This is a genomic window from Mycobacterium colombiense (assembly GCF_003284975.1).
In the GTDB taxonomy this organism is placed as follows: Bacteria; Actinomycetota; Actinomycetes; order Mycobacteriales; family Mycobacteriaceae; genus Mycobacterium; species Mycobacterium europaeum_A.
This window is the reverse complement of the sequence record NZ_QMEU01000006.1, coordinates 105,543-122,019: the sequence shown is the minus strand read 5'-3', so window position 1 is coordinate 122,019 and position 16,477 is coordinate 105,543. Positions and strand designations below refer to the sequence as shown.

18 protein-coding genes are annotated in these 16,477 nt (G+C 68.8%); 2 read left to right on the top strand and 16 right to left on the bottom strand.

The window, feature by feature from the left end; all coding sequences use genetic code 11:
- From DQP58_RS04435 to fadD5, 4 genes are all read right to left on the bottom strand, one after another.
- Positions 1-596, bottom strand: a 596-nt coding sequence (locus DQP58_RS04435; protein ID WP_133259336.1) for an MCE family protein, incomplete at its 3' end; no start/stop codon positions are given.
- A 5-nt stretch (positions 597-601) separates the two neighbouring features.
- On the bottom strand, positions 602-1,471 hold the full coding sequence (locus DQP58_RS04430; RefSeq protein WP_112707280.1) for an MlaE family ABC transporter permease: 870 nt from the start codon (positions 1,469-1,471) through the stop codon (positions 602-604).
- A gap of 1 nt (position 1,472) precedes the next feature.
- Complete coding sequence (locus DQP58_RS04425; RefSeq protein ID WP_112707279.1) at positions 1,473-2,288, bottom strand: MlaE family ABC transporter permease; 816 nt, start codon at positions 2,286-2,288, stop codon at positions 1,473-1,475.
- 293 nt (positions 2,289-2,581) lie between these two features.
- On the bottom strand, positions 2,582-4,183 hold the full coding sequence (fadD5, locus tag DQP58_RS04420; protein ID WP_112707292.1) for a fatty-acid--CoA ligase FadD5: 1,602 nt from the start codon (positions 4,181-4,183) through the stop codon (positions 2,582-2,584).
- Between the two features lie 183 nt (positions 4,184-4,366).
- On the opposite strand from fadD5, the gene DQP58_RS04415 reads away from it, so the two are divergent.
- On the top strand, positions 4,367-5,107 hold the full coding sequence (locus DQP58_RS04415) for a GntR family transcriptional regulator (RefSeq protein ID WP_205869333.1): 741 nt from the start codon (positions 4,367-4,369) through the stop codon (positions 5,105-5,107).
- A gap of 87 nt (positions 5,108-5,194) precedes the next feature.
- On the opposite strand, the gene DQP58_RS04410 is transcribed toward DQP58_RS04415, so the two are convergent.
- Entirely contained in the window at positions 5,195-5,635 is a 441-nt protein-coding gene (locus DQP58_RS04410; RefSeq protein WP_112707278.1) for an SRPBCC family protein, read from the bottom strand.
- Positions 5,636-5,666: 31 nt separating this feature from the next.
- Positions 5,667-6,149 (bottom strand): acyl-CoA thioesterase, encoded by a 483-nt coding sequence (locus DQP58_RS04405; protein ID WP_112707277.1) that lies wholly within the window; start codon positions 6,147-6,149, stop codon positions 5,667-5,669.
- A gap of 14 nt (positions 6,150-6,163) precedes the next feature.
- On the opposite strand from DQP58_RS04405, the gene DQP58_RS04400 reads away from it, so the two are divergent.
- Positions 6,164-7,288, top strand: coding sequence for an alcohol dehydrogenase catalytic domain-containing protein (locus DQP58_RS04400; RefSeq protein WP_112707291.1), 1,125 nt, complete (start codon positions 6,164-6,166; stop codon positions 7,286-7,288).
- Here DQP58_RS04400 and DQP58_RS04395 read toward each other — a convergent pair whose 3' ends face one another.
- From DQP58_RS04395 to DQP58_RS04350, 10 genes are all read right to left on the bottom strand, one after another.
- A complete protein-coding gene (locus DQP58_RS04395) occupies positions 7,289-8,215 on the bottom strand; it encodes an alpha/beta hydrolase (RefSeq protein WP_112707276.1) in 927 nt (308 codons plus the stop codon).
- Positions 8,212-9,732, bottom strand: coding sequence for a flavin-containing monooxygenase (locus DQP58_RS04390; RefSeq protein WP_112707275.1), 1,521 nt, complete (start codon positions 9,730-9,732; stop codon positions 8,212-8,214). Before DQP58_RS04390 ends, DQP58_RS04395 begins: the two co-directional genes overlap by 4 nt.
- Entirely contained in the window at positions 9,714-10,442 is a 729-nt protein-coding gene (locus tag DQP58_RS04385; RefSeq protein WP_112707274.1) for an SDR family NAD(P)-dependent oxidoreductase, read from the bottom strand. The genes DQP58_RS04390 and DQP58_RS04385 overlap by 19 nt, the downstream gene beginning before the upstream one ends.
- On the bottom strand, positions 10,439-10,840 hold the full coding sequence (locus DQP58_RS04380) for a nuclear transport factor 2 family protein (RefSeq protein ID WP_112707273.1): 402 nt from the start codon (positions 10,838-10,840) through the stop codon (positions 10,439-10,441). The genes DQP58_RS04385 and DQP58_RS04380 overlap by 4 nt, the downstream gene beginning before the upstream one ends.
- Positions 10,837-11,595 (bottom strand): HpcH/HpaI aldolase family protein, encoded by a 759-nt coding sequence (locus DQP58_RS04375; RefSeq protein WP_112707272.1) that lies wholly within the window; start codon positions 11,593-11,595, stop codon positions 10,837-10,839. Before DQP58_RS04375 ends, DQP58_RS04380 begins: the two co-directional genes overlap by 4 nt.
- Before the next feature lie 7 nt (positions 11,596-11,602).
- Entirely contained in the window at positions 11,603-12,571 is a 969-nt protein-coding gene (locus DQP58_RS04370) for a zinc-binding dehydrogenase (RefSeq protein ID WP_112707271.1), read from the bottom strand.
- Between the two features lies 1 nt (position 12,572).
- Positions 12,573-13,748 carry a cytochrome P450 gene (locus DQP58_RS04365; RefSeq protein ID WP_165827793.1) on the bottom strand — a complete coding sequence of 392 codons (1,176 nt, stop codon included), beginning with the start codon at positions 13,746-13,748 and terminating at the stop codon, positions 12,573-12,575.
- A gap of 62 nt (positions 13,749-13,810) precedes the next feature.
- Positions 13,811-14,515 carry an NIPSNAP family protein gene (locus tag DQP58_RS04360; protein WP_112707269.1) on the bottom strand — a complete coding sequence of 235 codons (705 nt, stop codon included), beginning with the start codon at positions 14,513-14,515 and terminating at the stop codon, positions 13,811-13,813.
- A 3-nt stretch (positions 14,516-14,518) separates the two neighbouring features.
- Positions 14,519-15,082 carry a hypothetical protein gene (locus DQP58_RS04355; protein ID WP_112707268.1) on the bottom strand — a complete coding sequence of 188 codons (564 nt, stop codon included), beginning with the start codon at positions 15,080-15,082 and terminating at the stop codon, positions 14,519-14,521.
- Between the two features lie 159 nt (positions 15,083-15,241).
- Positions 15,242-16,420: a CaiB/BaiF CoA transferase family protein gene (locus DQP58_RS04350; protein WP_112707267.1), complete on the bottom strand. Its 1,179-nt coding sequence runs from the start codon at positions 16,418-16,420 to the stop codon at positions 15,242-15,244.
- Positions 16,421-16,477 lie beyond the last annotated feature (57 nt).

The following is a 16,477-nucleotide window of genomic DNA, read 5'->3' as shown; positions in this document are numbered from 1 at the left end:
TCATCGAGCAAGATGTTGGCGTTGACCACCGACTGGCCGAACTTCTCGCCCAGCCCCGACAGCGACTGCGCCGCCGCACTCAGCGTCAGATTCAGCTTGACCGGATCCACCTTCTCCGCGATCGAGGTGATGGTCTGGAACAGCGTGTTGATCTCGGTGGTCACCGAGCGCGCGTCGATCACCGTGCGCGTCGAGATCTTCTGCGGCGACGGATTCGCCGGCGTCGTCAGCGAGACGTACTTGCCACCGAACACCGTCGTCGCCTTGATGTCGGCGTTGACGTTCGACGGGATCAGCTTGAGATAGCGCGGATACACCTCGAGGGTGAACTTGGCGGCCGGCTTGCCGTCGCGCACCGTCTCCGAGATCGAGCCCACCCGGCCGATCTCCACCCCGTTGTAGGTGACCTTCGAACCCGGGTCCATCACCAGGCCGGCGCGCGCGGCCAGCATGGTCAGTTGCGTCTTGGGGGTGAAGTTGCCCCGAAATTGCCCGTAGATCAAGACCAGCGCCAGCGCGGCGACGACCAGGAGCGCAACGCCGGCCAGCTTGTACGGCGGGGTCCGCGGGGCGTTGGTCTGAATCGGTCGGGTCATGGCGGTTACACCGTGAGCGCGAAGTTGGGGTTGACGCCGTAGAGCGCCAACGCGGCGGCCAAGACGACAACCTGCACCGACACCAGCGAGAAACGCATCGATCGACCGACGGCCTCACCCACGCCGACCGGACCGCCGCCGGCCTCATAACCGTAGAAGCAGTGGGTGATCATCACGACCGCCGTGATGATGATGGCCTCCAGGAACGACCAGAACACGTCCTCGGGGCGCAGGAACGTCCGGAAGTAGTGCTCGTAGGTGCCGTTCGACTGCCCGTAGATCACGGTCGTGGTGATCTGCGGGGACAGGAAAGTCATGATGATCGCCATGGAGTAGATGGGGATGATCACGACCAGCCCGGCCATGATGCGGGTGGAGGCCAAGAACGAGATCGACTTGATGCCCATCACTTCCAGGGCGTCGACCTCCTCGCTGATGCGCATGGCACCCAGCTCCGCCGTGGCGCCGGCACCGACCGTGGCGGCCATGGCGATGCCGGTGACGACAGGCGCGGCGATGCGCACGTTGATCAGCGCGGCGAAGAACCCGGTGAACGCCTCGACGCCGATGTTGCCCAGCGAGGCGAAGCCCTGGATGGCGACCAGCGAGCTACCGGACAGCGTCACGAAGCCGACGATGGCGACGGTGCCACCGATGACCGCCATGGCGCCGGTGCCCATGCCGATCTGGGCGATGAGTCGCAGGGTCTCCTTGCGGTAGTTGCGCAGCGCGTGCGGGATGTGCCCGACGGCGACGGCGCCGAACCACGCCATCTGACCGATGTCGTCGAGACCGCGAGCGGCGGCGAGGCCGTAGCGGTTGAGGTTCTCTGCCGCCCGCGGGAAGCGGGCGCGAAAGACGGCGGAAGTCGACACGTCAGTGCCCCGTCCCGAACCGGACACCGATGGTGGTCAGCACGACGTTGACGGCGTAGAGCGCGACGACACAGAGCACGACCGTCTCGTTCACGGCGGTGCCCAGGCCCTTGGAGCCGCCGCGCACGGTCAGGCCGCGGTAGCAACCGACCAGCCCGGCGATCAGCCCGAAGACGGCGGCTTTGATCGTCGCGATGACGACCTCGGGTAAGCCGGTGATGGTGGTCAGCGTGGCCAGGTAGGCGCCACCCGACACGTTCTGCAGATAGACGCCGAACAGGTAGCCGCCGACCAGGCCGACGGTGATCACCAGGCCGTTGAGCAGGGTCGCGACCAGGGTGGCGGCCACCACGCGGGGGACCACCAGCCGGTGGATCGGGTCGATGCCGAGCACCTCCATGGCGTCGATCTCTTCGCGGATGGTGCGGGCGCCCAGGTCCGCGCAGATCGCGGTCGAGCCGGCGCCGGCAACTACCAGCACCGTGGTCAGCGGGCCGAGCTGGGTGACGGCGCCGATCGCGGCGCCGGCGCCGGACAGGTCAGCGGCACCGAACTGGGCGAGCAGGACGTTGAGAGTGAAGATCAGTAGCACGGTCAGCGGGATCGACACCATGATGGTCGGCAGGAACGCGACCCGCATGATGAACCAGCACTGCTGGATGAACTCGCGGTATTGGAAGGGCCAGCGGAACAGCGCCCTTCCGGTGAGAACGCACATCCGGAAGAATCCCCCGACGAGCGTCAGGGGCGTCTCTAGTTGGTCGCGAACGTAGCCAACCAGGTAGGGACCCCGCCGACTTGTCGACGTTGAAGTCACCGTTGCCCCCTCGCGCCATCACCGCACGCCTCCCGGCGTCGCGGCGGATCATGTAGCACGCCTCTCCCCCTCGCCGCGAGGCGGCTGGGGATGCCCCCGCCTCGCCCCGACTCAACGTGTGTGACCATCGGCTCCCTACTGGCAAGTAGTAACGGAGACCACAGGAATGTACCCGATGGCCAATCAGGTGTGAACCGCATCCGCACAATTAACCCTTCGCCAACAGCTGGCAAACGTTACAGGTCCCGTCAACCGTCCTTTCTGTCCCTAAAACCTCTTGCCCTAGAATGGATTTAGTCGATTTCTCCGACGCCGTAGCGAACCCGCAGTTCAGTCTTGAGCACCTTACCGGCCGGGTTGCGCGGCAGCGCATCGACGATCTCGAGCGCCTTGGGGTGCTTGTATCGCGCCAGCCGCTCGGTCAAAAACTCGTCCAGCTCTTCGAGCGCTAGATTGTCGCCCGCGACAGCGGCGACCGCGATCGGCACCTCACCCCACTTCTCGTGGGCACGGCCGATGACGGCAACCTCGACGATGCTGGGGTGGCTGGCGAGGACGTTTTCCACCTCGGCGCAGTAGATGTTCTCGCCACCGGAGATGATCATGTCCTTCTTGCGGTCGACCACCCACACGTAGCCGTCGGGGTCCATCCGGACGAGGTCGCCGGAGTGGAACCAGCCGCCAGCGAACGCTTCCGCCGTGGCCTGCGGGTGGTTCCAGTAGCCGCTCATCAAAGTTGGTGCGCGGTAAACGATCTCACCAACCTCGCCGATCGGCACGTCGTTCATGTTTTCGTCGACGACGCGGGCGGCCACGGTGGGGATCACCTTGCCGACCGAGCCGCGTTTGCGAATGGCGTCCTCGCCCAGCAGCATGCAGGTCACCGGCGACATCTCGGTCTGGCCGAACGCGGCCAGTATCTGGGCGCCGGGGAACCTCGCCGACATCTCCCGCAGCAGCGCGTCGGGGGCCGGCGCGGCGCCCCAGGAGATCACCCGCAACTTCAGGTCGCGCGGGCGCGCGTGTTGTTCGGCGCAGACCGCCTGCCATTGCGCGGGGACCAGGAAGATTCCGGTGACCTTCTCCGCGGCGAGCACGTCGAGCAGTTGTCCGGGCTCGAACGCCCCCAGCGGGTAGATCACCGTCGGGATGCCCAGCAGCACCCCGGTCAGCAGGTTGCCGATGCCCGCAATGTGGAAGAACGGCACCCCGATGAACCCGACGTCGTTGTTGATGTCGGCGCCGTTGGTGTACAGCCCGGTCATGGTCTGGCCGGTCAGATTGGTGTGGGTCAGCACGGCGCCCTTCGGCCGCCCGGTGGTGCCCGAGGTGTACATGATCAACGCCGGGGAGTCGTTGGGGATGTCGACGGGTTGGTGCTCCTGGCCGGGCTCGTCGATCAGGTCCTCGTAGCCGAGCACGTTGGCCGTGTCGTCGGTCGGGCCGCCGGCCACCACGACGGTGGCCAGCATTGACTCGATGTCGCGGACCCCGGTGGCCACCGGGGCGAGCACGGGTTCGGTGATGATCACCCGCGCCTCGCAGTCCTGGACCAGGAAGGCGATCTCGGCCGGGGTGAGCCGGAAGTTCAGCGGGACTGCGATGGCGCCGAGCATGTTGACGGCCAGCACCGATTCGACGAACTCGGTGCGATTGAGCATCAGGATCATCACCCGGTCGCCGAAGCCGACACCCCGGCGGCTCAGCGCATCGGCCAGCGCCGCCACCCGGCGGCGCAAGTCACCCCACGACAGGCTGTTGCCCAGGAACCGCAGCGCGGTCGCGTTCGGCTGCATCAGCGCGTGTCGTTCCAGTTGGTTCACCCAGTTCTGTCGCCGGGCCAGGTACGGCTGCTCGTTCGCCTGTGTCGGATGGTTCGCCAATTGCGCGGTCAAACTCAACACTTCCCTTCACTCGCGCACCGCTTGCGCCAGGTTGATATTTGATAAAACTTAGTGTTGTGTGGGTCACACTATGGCGTTGACGATCCACTGACAAGACCCCGTTAACACCCGTCAAAACTTAAACCCCGTCCCGCCAAGCCCACGAAAGCGCTGGCAGCCCCCGTGAACGCACCGATGTCCATGCAGCCGAGGAGTCGGCGGCCGCTGCGCCGGGCGCAGTTGTCCGACGAGGTGGCCGGGCGTCTGCGAGCGGCGATCATGTCCGGCTCGCTGCGGCCGGGGACGTTCATCCGGCTCGACGAGACCGCGGCCCAGCTCGGGGTCAGCGTCACCCCGGTGCGTGAAGCCCTGCTCAAGCTGCGCGGCGAGGGCATGGTGCAGCTCGAACCGCACCGTGGCCACGTCGTGCTGCCGTTGACCCGCCAGGACATCGAGGACATCTTCTGGCTGCAGGCATCGATCGCCCGCGAGCTGGCGGCGGCGGCCACTGACCACATCACTGACGCCGAGATCGACGAGCTGGACCGGATCAACGACTCGCTCGCCACCGCCGTCGGGTCCGGCGACGCCGAAACCATCGCCGGCATCGAGTTCGCGTTCCACCGCGTCTTCAACCAGGCGAGCGGCCGGATCAAGCTGGCCTGGTTCCTGCTCAACGCCGCGCGCTACATGCCGGTGCTGGTCTACGCGGCCGACCCGCAGTGGGGTGAGGCCGCGGTGGACAACCACCGCAAGCTGATCGCCGCGCTGCGCCGGCGCGACACCGCCGCGGTGATCGAGCACACCGTGTGGCAGTTCACCGATGCGGCGACCCGGCTGACCGAGATGCGCGACCGCACCGGGCTCAGCGCTGATCGCGAGCGCGGCGAAGCCGGGCGAAGCGGGTCAGCGTCATCGGGTCGCAGCGCTTCCTGACGGTCGCGAGCGTAAGGACAGCGCGAATTCGGCGGCGCCTCTGCGCAGTGGGCTTACGCTCGCGGCGAGAACGGGCTGTCGCGGCGGTTAGCTCTCGGCCAGCTGCTCGGCGCGCTGCTTGAGGCTTTCGGCCAGGTGGTCCAGCACGTTGTTGAGGAGTTGCTTCACCATGGGCGCCGGGACCGGCATCGAGGTTTCGACGTCGAGGTCCACGGTCAGCAGGCTCGAGGCGCCCAGCGACACCACCGAGAACAACTGTTCCTGCTTGGTGAACAGGTCGCCCTGCTGCAGGACGGTCTGGATCTGGTTTTCCCCCGGGTAGTACACGGCCTGGATGAACATGCTCTGCATGCCTTGGTAATCGGTGTCGAGCCGCAGCTGGCTGGGGCGCCCGTCGTCGTAGCGGGCCAGCACCCAGAGGCCCTTGATCTCCTCGTTCCACTGCGGGTAGGCCTCGAAGTCGCCGACGATCTTCATGATCAACGCGGCGTCGGCGTCCACTTCGACGGTCTTGCTCATCACGGGCATGCGCGAAGCATATCGGGGGCGTACCGGGCCCCTATTGGTCTACGGTGGCCGTCGCCAGCAGCGCGCGGACGGCGTCGGGAATGGGGGCGGATTTGCGGGTTTCCCGGTCGACGTAGACGTGCACCCAGTGCCCCAGCGCGGTGATCGGCCGCGCCTGATCCTGCGCCGGCCCGTTCTCGGCGCGGAACACGCCCAGCCGGTAGGTGACGCTGCTGCGACCCAGCCGGGCGACGGCCAGGCCCACCACGAGGTGCTGGGGGAAATGCAGTTCGGAGAAGTAGCGGCAGCCCGATTCGGCGACGATGCCCAGCGCGGGCGTGGTGAGCGGGTCCAGCCCGGTGCTGGTGTTGATCCAGGCGTTGATCGCGGTGTCGAAGAGTTGGTAGTACACGGCGTTGTTGAGGTGGCCGAACATGTCGTTGTCGGCCCACCGGGTCCCGACCGGCCACAGCACCGGAAAGTCGTTGCTGGTCAGCCCGTCGGGTGCGGGCGGAACTACGGAAGCCGACGCCATGGTTGTATTCCAGCATGTCCGGAATTCGGGGCGCGGTCCTGGAGCACATCGGGTCACCCCGGCCCTACGCACAGTCGCGGCCGATCGCCATCACCGACCTCGACCTCGCGCCCCCGGGCCGCGACGAAGTCCTGGTCCGCATCGAGGCCGCCGGCATCTGCCACTCCGACCTGTCGGTGGTCGACGGCAACCGGGTGCGGCCGGTGCCGATGCTGCTCGGCCACGAGGCCGCCGGGATCGTCGAACAGATCGGTGACGGCGCGCTATCAGGCGGGGCCGACCTGGCCGTGGGCCAGCGGGTCGTGCTGGTGTTCCTGCCGCGGTGCGGTCATTGCGCGGCGTGCGCGACCCAGGGCCTGACGCCGTGTGAACCGGGCAGCGCGGCCAATGGCGCCGGCACCTTGCTCGGCGGCGACATTCGGCTCAGCCGGGCCGGGCACCCGGTGTATCACCACCTCGGGGTCTCGGGTTTCGCGACGCATGCGGTGGTCAATCGGGCCAGCGCGGTCCCGGTGCCGTCCGACGTGCCGCCCGATGTCGCGGCGCTGCTGGGCTGCGCAGTGCTCACCGGGGGTGGCGCGGTGCTGAACGTGGGGCATCCGCGGCCGGGCCAGGCGGTCGCCGTCGTCGGGCTCGGCGGGGTCGGGATGGCGGCGCTGCTCACCGCGCTGACCTACGACGACGTACGGGTGGTCGCCGTCGACCAGTTGCCGGAGAAGCTGGCCGCCGCCCGCCGCCTGGGCGCCCACGACACCTACACACCGCAGCAGGCCGCCGAGGCCGGGGTTAAGGCGGCGGTGGTCGTCGAGGCCGTCGGCCATCCCGCCGCGCTGGAGACCGCGATCGGCTTGACCGCACCCGGCGGGCGCACCATCACCGTGGGGCTGCCGCCGCCGTCGGCACGAATCAGCGTGTCGCCGTTGGGTTTTGTCGCCGAGGGCCGGTCGTTGATCGGCAGTTACCTCGGCTCGGCGGTGCCCAGCCGCGACATCCCCCGGTTTGTCGAGTTGTGGCAGGCGGGCCGGCTGCCGGTGGAATCGCTGGTGTCCTCGACGATCGCGTTGGAGGACATCAACGCGGCGATGGACAATCTGGCCGACGGCACGGCCGTGCGGCAGCTGATCCGATTCGACGGGTAGTTAGTCGCCGTGTAACGCGCTGGACAGGGCATCACCTTGCAGCGCGAACAACCGTTGCGAGGCCGGCCACTCGGGCAGCAGCGAATCGAAGCCGTGGCAGGAGCGGGCGAAGACGTGCAGCTCGGTCGAGACTCCGGCGCGCAGCAACCGCAGCGCGTAGTCGATCGCCTCGTCGCGGAACGGGTCGATTTCGGCGCAGGTGATCAAAGCCGGTGGCAGCCCGGAAAATTCGCCTCGGCGCGCGGGCACCGTGGATGCCGATGCGGCCGCCGGTCCCAGGTAGTAGCCCCACATCAGCTCGGCGGCCTCGCCGTCGAACGCCGGGCTGGTGCGAAATTCCGCCTTCGATCCGGTGGCCCGGTCGTCGAGCACCGGTTGGTGCAGCAACTGGAAGGCCACCGGCGGCAGTGCCCCGTCGGCGGCGCGCTGCGCCAGGCATGCGGCCAGGGTGGCGCCGGCGCTGCTGCCGGCGACCGCCAACCGCGCCGGATCGACGCCGAGTGTGTCCGCGTTTGCGGCGACCCACCGCACGACCGTGTCGGCGTCCTGCAGCGCGGCGGGATAGGGGTGTTCGGGCGCCAGCCGGTAGTCCACCGAAACCACCGTGCACCGGCCGCGACGCGAAAGCTCGACGCACTGGCGATGATCGGTGTCCAGGTTGCCCAGCGCGAAGCCGCCGGCGTGGCAGTACACCACCACCGGTGCCCGGTCGGCGGGCCCGCCGCGGTAGATGCGCACCCGCACGCCGGCCGCGTTGTCCTCGCCGATCCGGATCCCGGGTGCGTCGGTCTGCTCGGCGGCCAGGCGGCGGCGCTCGTTGAACGGTGTGCGGATGAGTTCGATTGCGGCCAACGAGAAGTCGGTCCGGGTCGTCGCGACGTCACGCAGTGCGGGATCGAGGCGGTCGGCGCCGTCCAGCTTGGTCATCGGGCGCCCCGCTCGGGCACGGTGAACACCTCCGGCTCCGAGGCGGCGGGCGGGGTGAAGCGGAAGTCGGCCGGCCTGAACCTGCGCGTCATGCCCCAGAAGGCCCGGGCGCTGCGCGGCCACTGGGTGACCACCCGCCCGTTGGGGGCCCGAAAGTAGTTGCTGCACTGGGTGGTCCAGACGGTGCCCACCATCCATCGATCGATCTTGGCGACGAAGTCGGCCAGCGCGGCGGGTCGCACCGCGATGTAACGCCTGCCCCGGCGCCGCAAATACTTCAGCGCCCGCACGATGTAGCGCGCCTGCGCCTCGAGGATGAAGATGACGCTGTTGGAGCCGACGTTGGTGTTCGGACCGTACAGCATGAAGAAGTTGGGGAAGCCCGGCACGGCCATGCCGAGGTAGGCGTGCGCCCCGTCGCGCCACACGTCCCGCAGGGTGATTCCGTGTTCACCGGACACGTCCAGCTCGGCGAGGTAGTCGGCCGCGGCGTACCCGGTGGCACAGACCACCACGTCGACCTCGCGTTCGGTGCCGTCTTCGGTGACCAGGGAGCGCCTGCGCAGGTAGCGCGCCGGGCTGGTCACCACCTCGACGTTGGGCCGGGTCAGCGCGGGCAGGTAATCCGAGGAGAACACCAGCCGCTTGCAGCCCATCGGGTGTTCCGGTGTGAGCTTGCGGCGCAAGTCCTCGTCGTCGACGGTCTTTTCCAGCAGCCCCAGCGCGACGGCCTTGAACTGTTCGGTCTTTTCGCTGCCGTGCTCGATCACCGCGATGTTGGATTCGCTGCGCAGCCACAGCCGGGTCCGGTAGAGCCTCTTGGCGAACGGCAGGTGCGCGAACACCCAGCGCTCCCGCGGCGTGTAGTGCCGGTCGGGCTTCGGCAAGATCCAGGTCGGCGAGCGCTGCACGGAGTACACCGTGTCGGCGACCTTGGCCAGCTCGGGGATCAGCTGGGAAGCCGTCGACCCGGTGCCCAGCACCGCGATCCGCTTGCCTTGCAACGGGATCGAGTGATCCCAGCGCGCCGAGTGCATCACGGTCCCGGTGAACGGCTCTTGTTCGACGAGGTCGGGCAGCAGTGGCCGGGTGAACAGGCCGACGGCCGACACCACCACGTCGAAGTGGTGCTGGTCGCCGTCTGCGGTGGTCAGGAACCACTGTTGGGTGTCCGAATGCCATTGCGCCGCCTTGATTTCGGTGCGCAGCCGCAGGTGCGGCCGCAATCCGTACTTGTGGGCGCAGCGCTGGAAGTAGTCGAGGATCTCGGGCTGCCCCGACCATAGCCTCGACCAGTCGGCGTTCAGGTCGAACGAGTAGGAGTAGAGGTGCGATTTGACGTCGCAGGCCAGTCCCGGATAGGTGTTGATCCGCCAGGTGCCCCCGACCCCGTCCTCGCGGTCGAAGATGGTGAAGTTGTCAAAGCCCGCGCGCGACAGCATGATCCCCAGCGCCAGCCCACCGGGGCCGGCGCCGATGATGCCGATCGAGATGTCGCTCATTGGATCTGCAGGCATTGGCCACCGTCGATGACCAGTTCGGAGCCGGTGATGAACGACGCCTCGTCGGAGACCAAGAAGGCGACGGCGTCGGCGACCTCATCGGCCTCGCCGATCCGGCCGAACATCGACGCCGCGGCCAGCCGCGTCTGGGTGGCCTCGTCGAGCATCGTCGTGGCGATGGGCCCGGGGAAGACGGCGTTGACCCGGATGCCGGCGGGCGCGAGTTCGGCCGCGACGGTCTGGGTCAGCCCGCGCAGGGCCCACTTCGACGACCCGTACGCGGCGTGCTGCGGGAAGGGCCGGATGGCGCCGGTGCTGCAGATGTTGACGACCGACGCGTTCGGCGCCTCGCGCAGGTGTTGCAGCGCCGCGCGCATCCCCAGGAATGGGCCCAGACAGTTTACGCGCCAGGCGTTTTCGAAGCCTTCGGCCGTCTCCTCGCTCAACGGTGCCCGGTGCAGCACGCCGGCGCAGTTGACCAGCGTGCTCAGCGAACCCAACCGGCCGACGGCCTCCGTCACGGCGGAGTCCCACTGCTCGGGCGAGGTGACGTCGAGTTGGACGGCGATGACTCCGTCGTCGCCCGCGTCGCCGACCGTGGCGCGCAGTTCGTCGGCCCGGCGGTCGCAGGCGGCCACCGCGAAGCCCTTGTCGCGCAGGCGTTTCGCGATGGCCCAGCCCTGCCCGCCGGCGGCGCCGGTCACCAGTGCGACGCGTTCCTTCATGCTGGGCTCACCTCGGGGCTGTTGGCCAGCCCGGCGCTCGTGACGAAGCGGCAACGGCGCCGCGCGAAGCGCCACCGCCCGTCGATGCGGGTCAGCTCGTCGTCGTAGAGGGCGGGCCGCAGTTGCAGGTCGCCGGCGCGGACGAACAGCACCTGCGATCGGGCGGTGGCGCGCTGCCCGTCGACCTCGATGCGCGCGCTTCCGGTCAGGTGCAGGCCGCGGGCCGCCTCGTGGAACATGCCCGCGATGTCGGCACGACCGGCAAAGGTCCTGCCGTAGACCAGGAATTCGCCATCGGACGCGAACAGCTGCACGCACTCCTCGACGTCGCCGGCGTCGAGTGCCAGGGCGTAGCCGGCGAGCAGCTCACGGATCGCGGCGTGGTCGTCGTGGGTCATTGCGTCGCCTCGCGCAGGTGTTCGGCGGCCCCGCGGCGCAGCGCCTGCGACTCGGCGGCCAGGGTGATCATGCCGAATCCCAGCTGCGCCATGGCGTGGCCCGTCTTGCCGTCCCCGGCGTGGATGCCGGTGACCAGGCCCGCGTCGGACGCCGCCCGGTGGACGCGCACGATCGCGTCCAGCACCTCCGGATGCCGGGTGGCGCCGACCACCCCGGCGCCCAGCGAGATGGCCAGATCGGCCGGGCCGACGTAGATTCCGGTGAGGCCCTCGACGGCGCAGATCTCGTGGATGCCGGATAGCGCCGCCGCGGTCTCGATCATCGCGAACACGCTGACGCGCGACTCGTGGGCGGCGGGATCGTGCCCCAGGCTGGCGCGCAGCGGGCCGAAGCTGCGCACCCCCCGCGGCGGGTACCGGGTCGCGGCCACCGCCGCGGCGGCCTGGTCCGCCGACTCGATCATCGCGATGACGACGGCGTCCGCGCCGGCGTCCAGCACCCGCCCGATCGGTGCGGCGTCGGCGTTGGGCAGGCGCACCACGGTGCCGACGGGCAGGTGCTCGGTGCGGCGCAGGATGTTGGCTATGCCGGCGTCGTCGAGATAGCCGTGTTGGGCATCGAAGCCGACGTAGTCGTAACCGGCGCGGGCGAATTCCTCGGGGCCCAGCGCCGTGGGGCCGGTGACCCAGCCGCCGAAAATCGGGGCCTTGCGGCCCAGCGCCACCTGCAGATTGCTCGGCGTGCTGTCCGTCATGGTCGGCTCATCCGGCGATCGCGATCTTGATGCGTTCGGGGTCCGGCCGGCAGGCCAGCTCGAAGGCGTCCTGCACCCCGTCGACGCCGAACGTGTGGGTCAGGTAGGCGCCCAGCAGCCACGGGTGCTCGGCGGCGAACTTGCCCGCCAGCTCCAGCATTCGCCGGCGGTCCAGCGTCACACCGGATTTCAGGGTGAGGTTGTTGCGCAGCATCGCCCGCATGTTGATCGGGTACATCTCGTCATCGGCGACGCCGAAGTAGAACACGGTGCCGCCGGGGGCGGCGGCGTCGATCGCATGGGTCAGGGTGGCGACCTGGTGGCCGACGGCCTCGATGACGACGTCGGCGCGGTCTGCGGGATCGAGCTGGCTCACCCAGCGGTCGCTGGTGGCGCGCACCGGGTCGTCAACCCCGAAAGCCCTTGCCAGATCGCGGCGGTCGATCGGATCGATCCCGGTGACGCGCCGCGCACCCGCCGCCTTGGCGACATAGGAGAACAACACGCCGATCGATCCCTGGCCGATGATCGCGACGTGCCGGCCGGCGAGGTCGCCGAGCTGTTCGCAGGCGTAGAGGACGCAGGCCAAGGGTTGCAGCCCGACCGCCTGGGCCGGGGTGAGCGCCGGATCGTAGGGCGCCAGCCCGTCGCCGTTGCTGACGATGCGTTCCATCATGCCGTCGAACCCGGAGGCCCAGCCGACCACGTGATCGCCGGGGCGGTGCGCGGGATGCCGGCTGGCGATCACCTCGCCGGCGACCTCGTGGATGGGGAAGCCGTCCTTTTCGGGGCCGCTGCGGCCGTCGTCACCCGGGATGCGGCCCCTGGCGCCGCGAAAGGCCGGCAGGTCGCTGCCGCACACGCCCGCGGCCGAAAACCGCAGCAGCACCTGCCCATCGGCCAGGCAGTCGGGGGTCTTGTCATCAATAGTATTGCGCTCGAACTGATACGGGGCGATGATCCGGTAGGACCACACGTCAGACCTCCACCGGGATGTTGTTCCAGCCCCATTGGAAGCTGGACGGCAGCCGGGTGGCGGCTTGGCCGTCGATCGCGTAGTCGGGGACCCGGCGCAGCCATTCTTCCAACAGCACAGCCACTTCCAGCCGCGCCAGGTGATATCCGATGCAGAAGTGCTGGCCGCGGCCGAACGCCAGGGAGCGGCGGATGGGCCGGTCCCAGATGAACTCGTCGGGCTCGGGGTATTCGCGTTCGTCGCGGTTGGCGGATGCGAGCAGGGTGATGACGCGCTGGCCCGGGTTGAGGGTCTGGTCGTGAATCTCGAAGGGCTTGCGCACCGTTCGCGCGAACCACTGCGCCGGCGCGCAGAATCGGATCATCTCGTCGCGCGCGATGTGCACGTTGTTCTCCAGGTCGGCGCGCACGGCGGCCAGCTGGTCGGGCCGGCGGCTGAGCTCCCAGAGGCCGTGGGCGACGATTTTGGGCACCGTCTCGGTTCCCCCGATGAAGATGCACAGCATCTGGGTCGCGACTTCCATGTCGTCGAGCGCGCTGCCGTCGGGCAGGTGATAGCCGAGCAGACCGTCGACGACGTCAAGCGGCCCGCCGGACGAATCGGCGCGGCGACGCTGGACCGCGGGCAGCAGGTATTCGAAGTAGTTGGGCCGCGCCTGTCCGGTGTCCACGCCTTCGCCGGGCTGGGCGAGGCTGCCGGCGTTGACGGTGGCGAGGACCTGCGGCGCGAGATCGGTGGGGATGCCGCACAATTCGCAGACGATGGCGGCCACCACGATGCCGCCGTAGTCCTGGGTCAGATCGAACGACCCGTCCGGCAGCAGGTCGTCGAGGCGTTCGTTGGCCAGCGCGCGGATGCGGCCCTCGAGGTCGGTGACCGCCCGCGGCCGAAACGGCCGGGAATGGGTCCGCCTGATCTCACCGTACAGGTCGGCGTCGAACATGGCATGGAACGGCAGCGGGTGCAGGGGCGGGTCGGCGACCGGGCCGCTGTTGTGTTGCGCCAGAACCGATGCCGGCGGCAGCGTCCCTTCCGAGGCGACGAAGGTGCCGTTGTTGACTTCCAGCACAGTCCAGATGTCCTCGAAACGCGACAGGGCGAACGTGTCCCACTGCGGCATGTAGTACACCGGGTGGTGATCGCGCAGGATCCGGTAGTACGGCAACGGGTTCGCCATCACCGCCGCGTCGAACGGATCGTAGCTGAAGTCCTTGACGCTCACCAGGTTTCGTAGCTCCGTCACTGCAGCGGCGAGGGCGGTAGGGCCTGCAGAATGGAATCCTCCCAGCCGTCGCGCAACGCGGGGGCCACACTCATCCAGGTGACGATCTCGGCGGGCGGGCTCTCTTTCCAGGAGGGGTAGTGCTCGGCGAAGCAGTCCCAGCCGCCGTCCAGCGCCCAGTAGTGGATGACCTCGTTGTACCGGAATGTCGTGGTGAACGAACCGAGCCAGCGCTTGCCGGTGCGTTCCGACCAGGGAACGTAGAGCCGCTCCAGTTCGCGGATGTAGTCGTCCTGGCGGCCCGGTTTGGTCTGCATGATCTCTTGAATCACCAGCGGCGCAGTGAAATTGGCCTCGCGCAGTTGCGCGAGCGTCTTGTTGCTGGGGCCGGGGTACATGATGCGGCCCTCCCCCGAGGCGCCGATGTCGGCCAGGAATGCCGCCCATTTTCCGGATGCGGCCTCGTGGCTGCCGCCGCGGGCCTGCGCGGCGCCGATCCTGGCGTAATCGGCGAACCCGTCGATCTCCCAGATGATCGTCGCCTGCGGCCAGTGACCGTTGTACGGCGTGGATTCCCAGATCGCGAACAGCCGCGCGCCGAGTTGTTCCATCATCGGTTGATAAGTGTCGGTGAAGATCTCGGTGAACCGGTCGCTTCGCCCGGATCCCAGCGAGATCGTCTCGTGCAGGTAGAGCAGCGTGTGTCGGAAGTACTTCTTCATGGCCTAGTCGAGCCGGATCAGCTCTGAGTCGGACCCCGAACCCACGTCGCACAGCAGCGCCTCGGTGGCGCCGACCGTCGTGGCCGGAATGCCCGCCGCCGCAAGCGCATAGCCCTTGAACATGCGGGCCGCACCGCTGAGCAGATGCTGCGCCCGGGTGGTCGCGCGGCCCACGTTCAGCGGCCACCCGTCGCCCCACAGCGCGACCTCGGTCAGCCGGTTGTCCAGCGCCTCGAGGACCACGGACCGCACCCGGGCGTCGGCGGTGAACGCATCGGCGCTGACGGCCAGGCTCGTCGAGCCCTCCCCCAGTCCGGCGAGCTCCGGCTCGAGGTCCGCCGCCCGCACCCCCAGGATCCGCAGCGACCGGGTGTCGCAGCCACGCGGGAGCAGCACTGTCACTTCCCAACCGGCCATCGCCCGGTCGTAGAGCCAGCCGCCCGCCGATTGCACGACATCGACGGCGCTGGCCGCCACCACGTCGAGTCGGTAGCGCAGACCCTCGCCGTGTGCGCGGGTTGTTTCCGCAGCGCTGCTCTTGCTGATGTCGAACGTCGGAGCGACCATCGATCCATTCCTCACCACCACCCGCCGCGGTCCGCTGGCGGGTCTCACGCGCTTGTCATGGGCTTTCCCAGGGGCTGGAGCCGCATCCCGCACCGGGCGACGCGGCTCACCGGACAGCGTGACACTTCCGGCGAAATTTGTAAAGCTCCGGGTGGCCCGTCAGGAACCGCGGCGCGCCTCGAGGTCGGCCAGGACTTCCTCGGTGTGCTGCCCGAGTTCCGGTGCCGCAGAACGCGGCGCCCAGGGCGTCCCGTGGAAGTCCGCCGGCGTGGCGACCATCGGCACGGCGGCTTGTGCGTCGGCGGCGTCGGGCACATAAACGATTCCCCCCGCGGCGTGGAACTGCTCGTCGGCGATGACGTCCTCGAGGGTGTTGATCGGCGACCAGAAGAAATCCGGTTCGCCGGCGAAGATTTGCGCCCACTCGTCGAGGGGCCGCGTCGCGAAGATGTCATCCAACGCGGCGATCAGCGCGGCCGAGTTCGTGGCGCGGGCCCGGGCATCGGCGAAGCGCGGGTCGTCGCGCCACTCGGGCCGGCCCACCGCGCGGCACAGCGCCGGCCAGTGCCGCTCGGGCTCCAGGCCGACGATCCAGAACCGCCGCCCGTCGGAGGCGGCGTAGTTGTTCATGCACGGGTTGCCCATCGTTTCGCGCTGGCCGATGGCGATCGGCTGGCCGCTCATCAGATAGGTGTTGAGGTCGAAGCTGACGGTGTAGGCACCCTGCCGGTACAGCGAGGTCGTGACCAGTTGGCCCGTCCCGGTGCGTTCGCGCGCGAGCAGCGCCGCGCACACGGCCGCGGCCATCGTCATCCCGGCGGAGTGGTCGCCCATGCCGCCGCGCTGGAACGGGGGCGTGTCGCCGGGACGGGTGAGCAGGTGCGCCACCCCGGCCCGGGACCAGAAGGCGGCCACATCGTAAGCGGCGCGGTCGGCGTCGGGCCCGCTTTCGCCATATCCGGTGATGAGCCCGTAGACCAGGCGGGGGTTGGCCGCCGACACCGACTCGAAGTCCAGGCCGAGGCGCTGCAGCGCGCCGGGGCGCACGTTGGTCAGGAAAACGTCTGCGTCGGAAAGCAATTCGAAGGCGGTGGAGCGGCCTGCGTCGGTGCCCAGGTCCAGTACGACGCTGCGCTTGGACCGGTTGTCCATCTCGAATGGTGGGTTCAGGCCCAGATCGCAGCCCAACATGCGACCGAACATGCGCGCCGGATCACCGGTGGGCGGCTCGATCTTGATCACGTCGGCGCCCCAGTCCGCCAGGATGCCGCCGGCGGCCGGCCCGGCCACCCAGACCCCGAGTTCGACGACTTTGACGCCTGCTACCGGTCCCGCCATGGGTAAGTTCCCGCTCTCTGCCGCTCGAGCGTCACGCCAGCGTGACGCCGGATCCCG

Coding starts and splice junctions, on each gene's coding strand:
- DQP58_RS04395 (WP_112707276.1), bottom strand. CDS start 8,215: ATGACCAAGCTGGACGGCGCCGACCGCCTCGATCCCGCACTGCGTGAC.
- DQP58_RS04360 (WP_112707269.1), bottom strand. CDS start 14,515: ATGAAGAAGTACTTCCGACACACGCTGCTCTACCTGCACGAGACGATC.
- DQP58_RS04365 (WP_165827793.1), bottom strand. CDS start 13,748: ATGGCGAACCCGTTGCCGTACTACCGGATCCTGCGCGATCACCACCCG.
- DQP58_RS04380 (WP_112707273.1), bottom strand. CDS start 10,840: ATGACCCACGACGACCACGCCGCGATCCGTGAGCTGCTCGCCGGCTAC.
- DQP58_RS04410 (WP_112707278.1), bottom strand. CDS start 5,635: ATGCCCGTGATGAGCAAGACCGTCGAAGTGGACGCCGACGCCGCGTTG.
- DQP58_RS04385 (WP_112707274.1), bottom strand. CDS start 10,442: ATGAAGGAACGCGTCGCACTGGTGACCGGCGCCGCCGGCGGGCAGGGC.
- DQP58_RS04350 (WP_112707267.1), bottom strand. CDS start 16,420: ATGGCGGGACCGGTAGCAGGCGTCAAAGTCGTCGAACTCGGGGTCTGG.
- DQP58_RS04355 (WP_112707268.1), bottom strand. CDS start 15,082: ATGGTCGCTCCGACGTTCGACATCAGCAAGAGCAGCGCTGCGGAAACA.
- DQP58_RS04415 (WP_205869333.1), top strand. CDS start 4,367: ATGTCCATGCAGCCGAGGAGTCGGCGGCCGCTGCGCCGGGCGCAGTTG.
- DQP58_RS04405 (WP_112707277.1), bottom strand. CDS start 6,149: ATGGCGTCGGCTTCCGTAGTTCCGCCCGCACCCGACGGGCTGACCAGC.
- DQP58_RS04390 (WP_112707275.1), bottom strand. CDS start 9,732: ATGCCTGCAGATCCAATGAGCGACATCTCGATCGGCATCATCGGCGCC.
- DQP58_RS04375 (WP_112707272.1), bottom strand. CDS start 11,595: ATGACGGACAGCACGCCGAGCAATCTGCAGGTGGCGCTGGGCCGCAAG.
- DQP58_RS04400 (WP_112707291.1), top strand. CDS start 6,164: ATGTCCGGAATTCGGGGCGCGGTCCTGGAGCACATCGGGTCACCCCGG.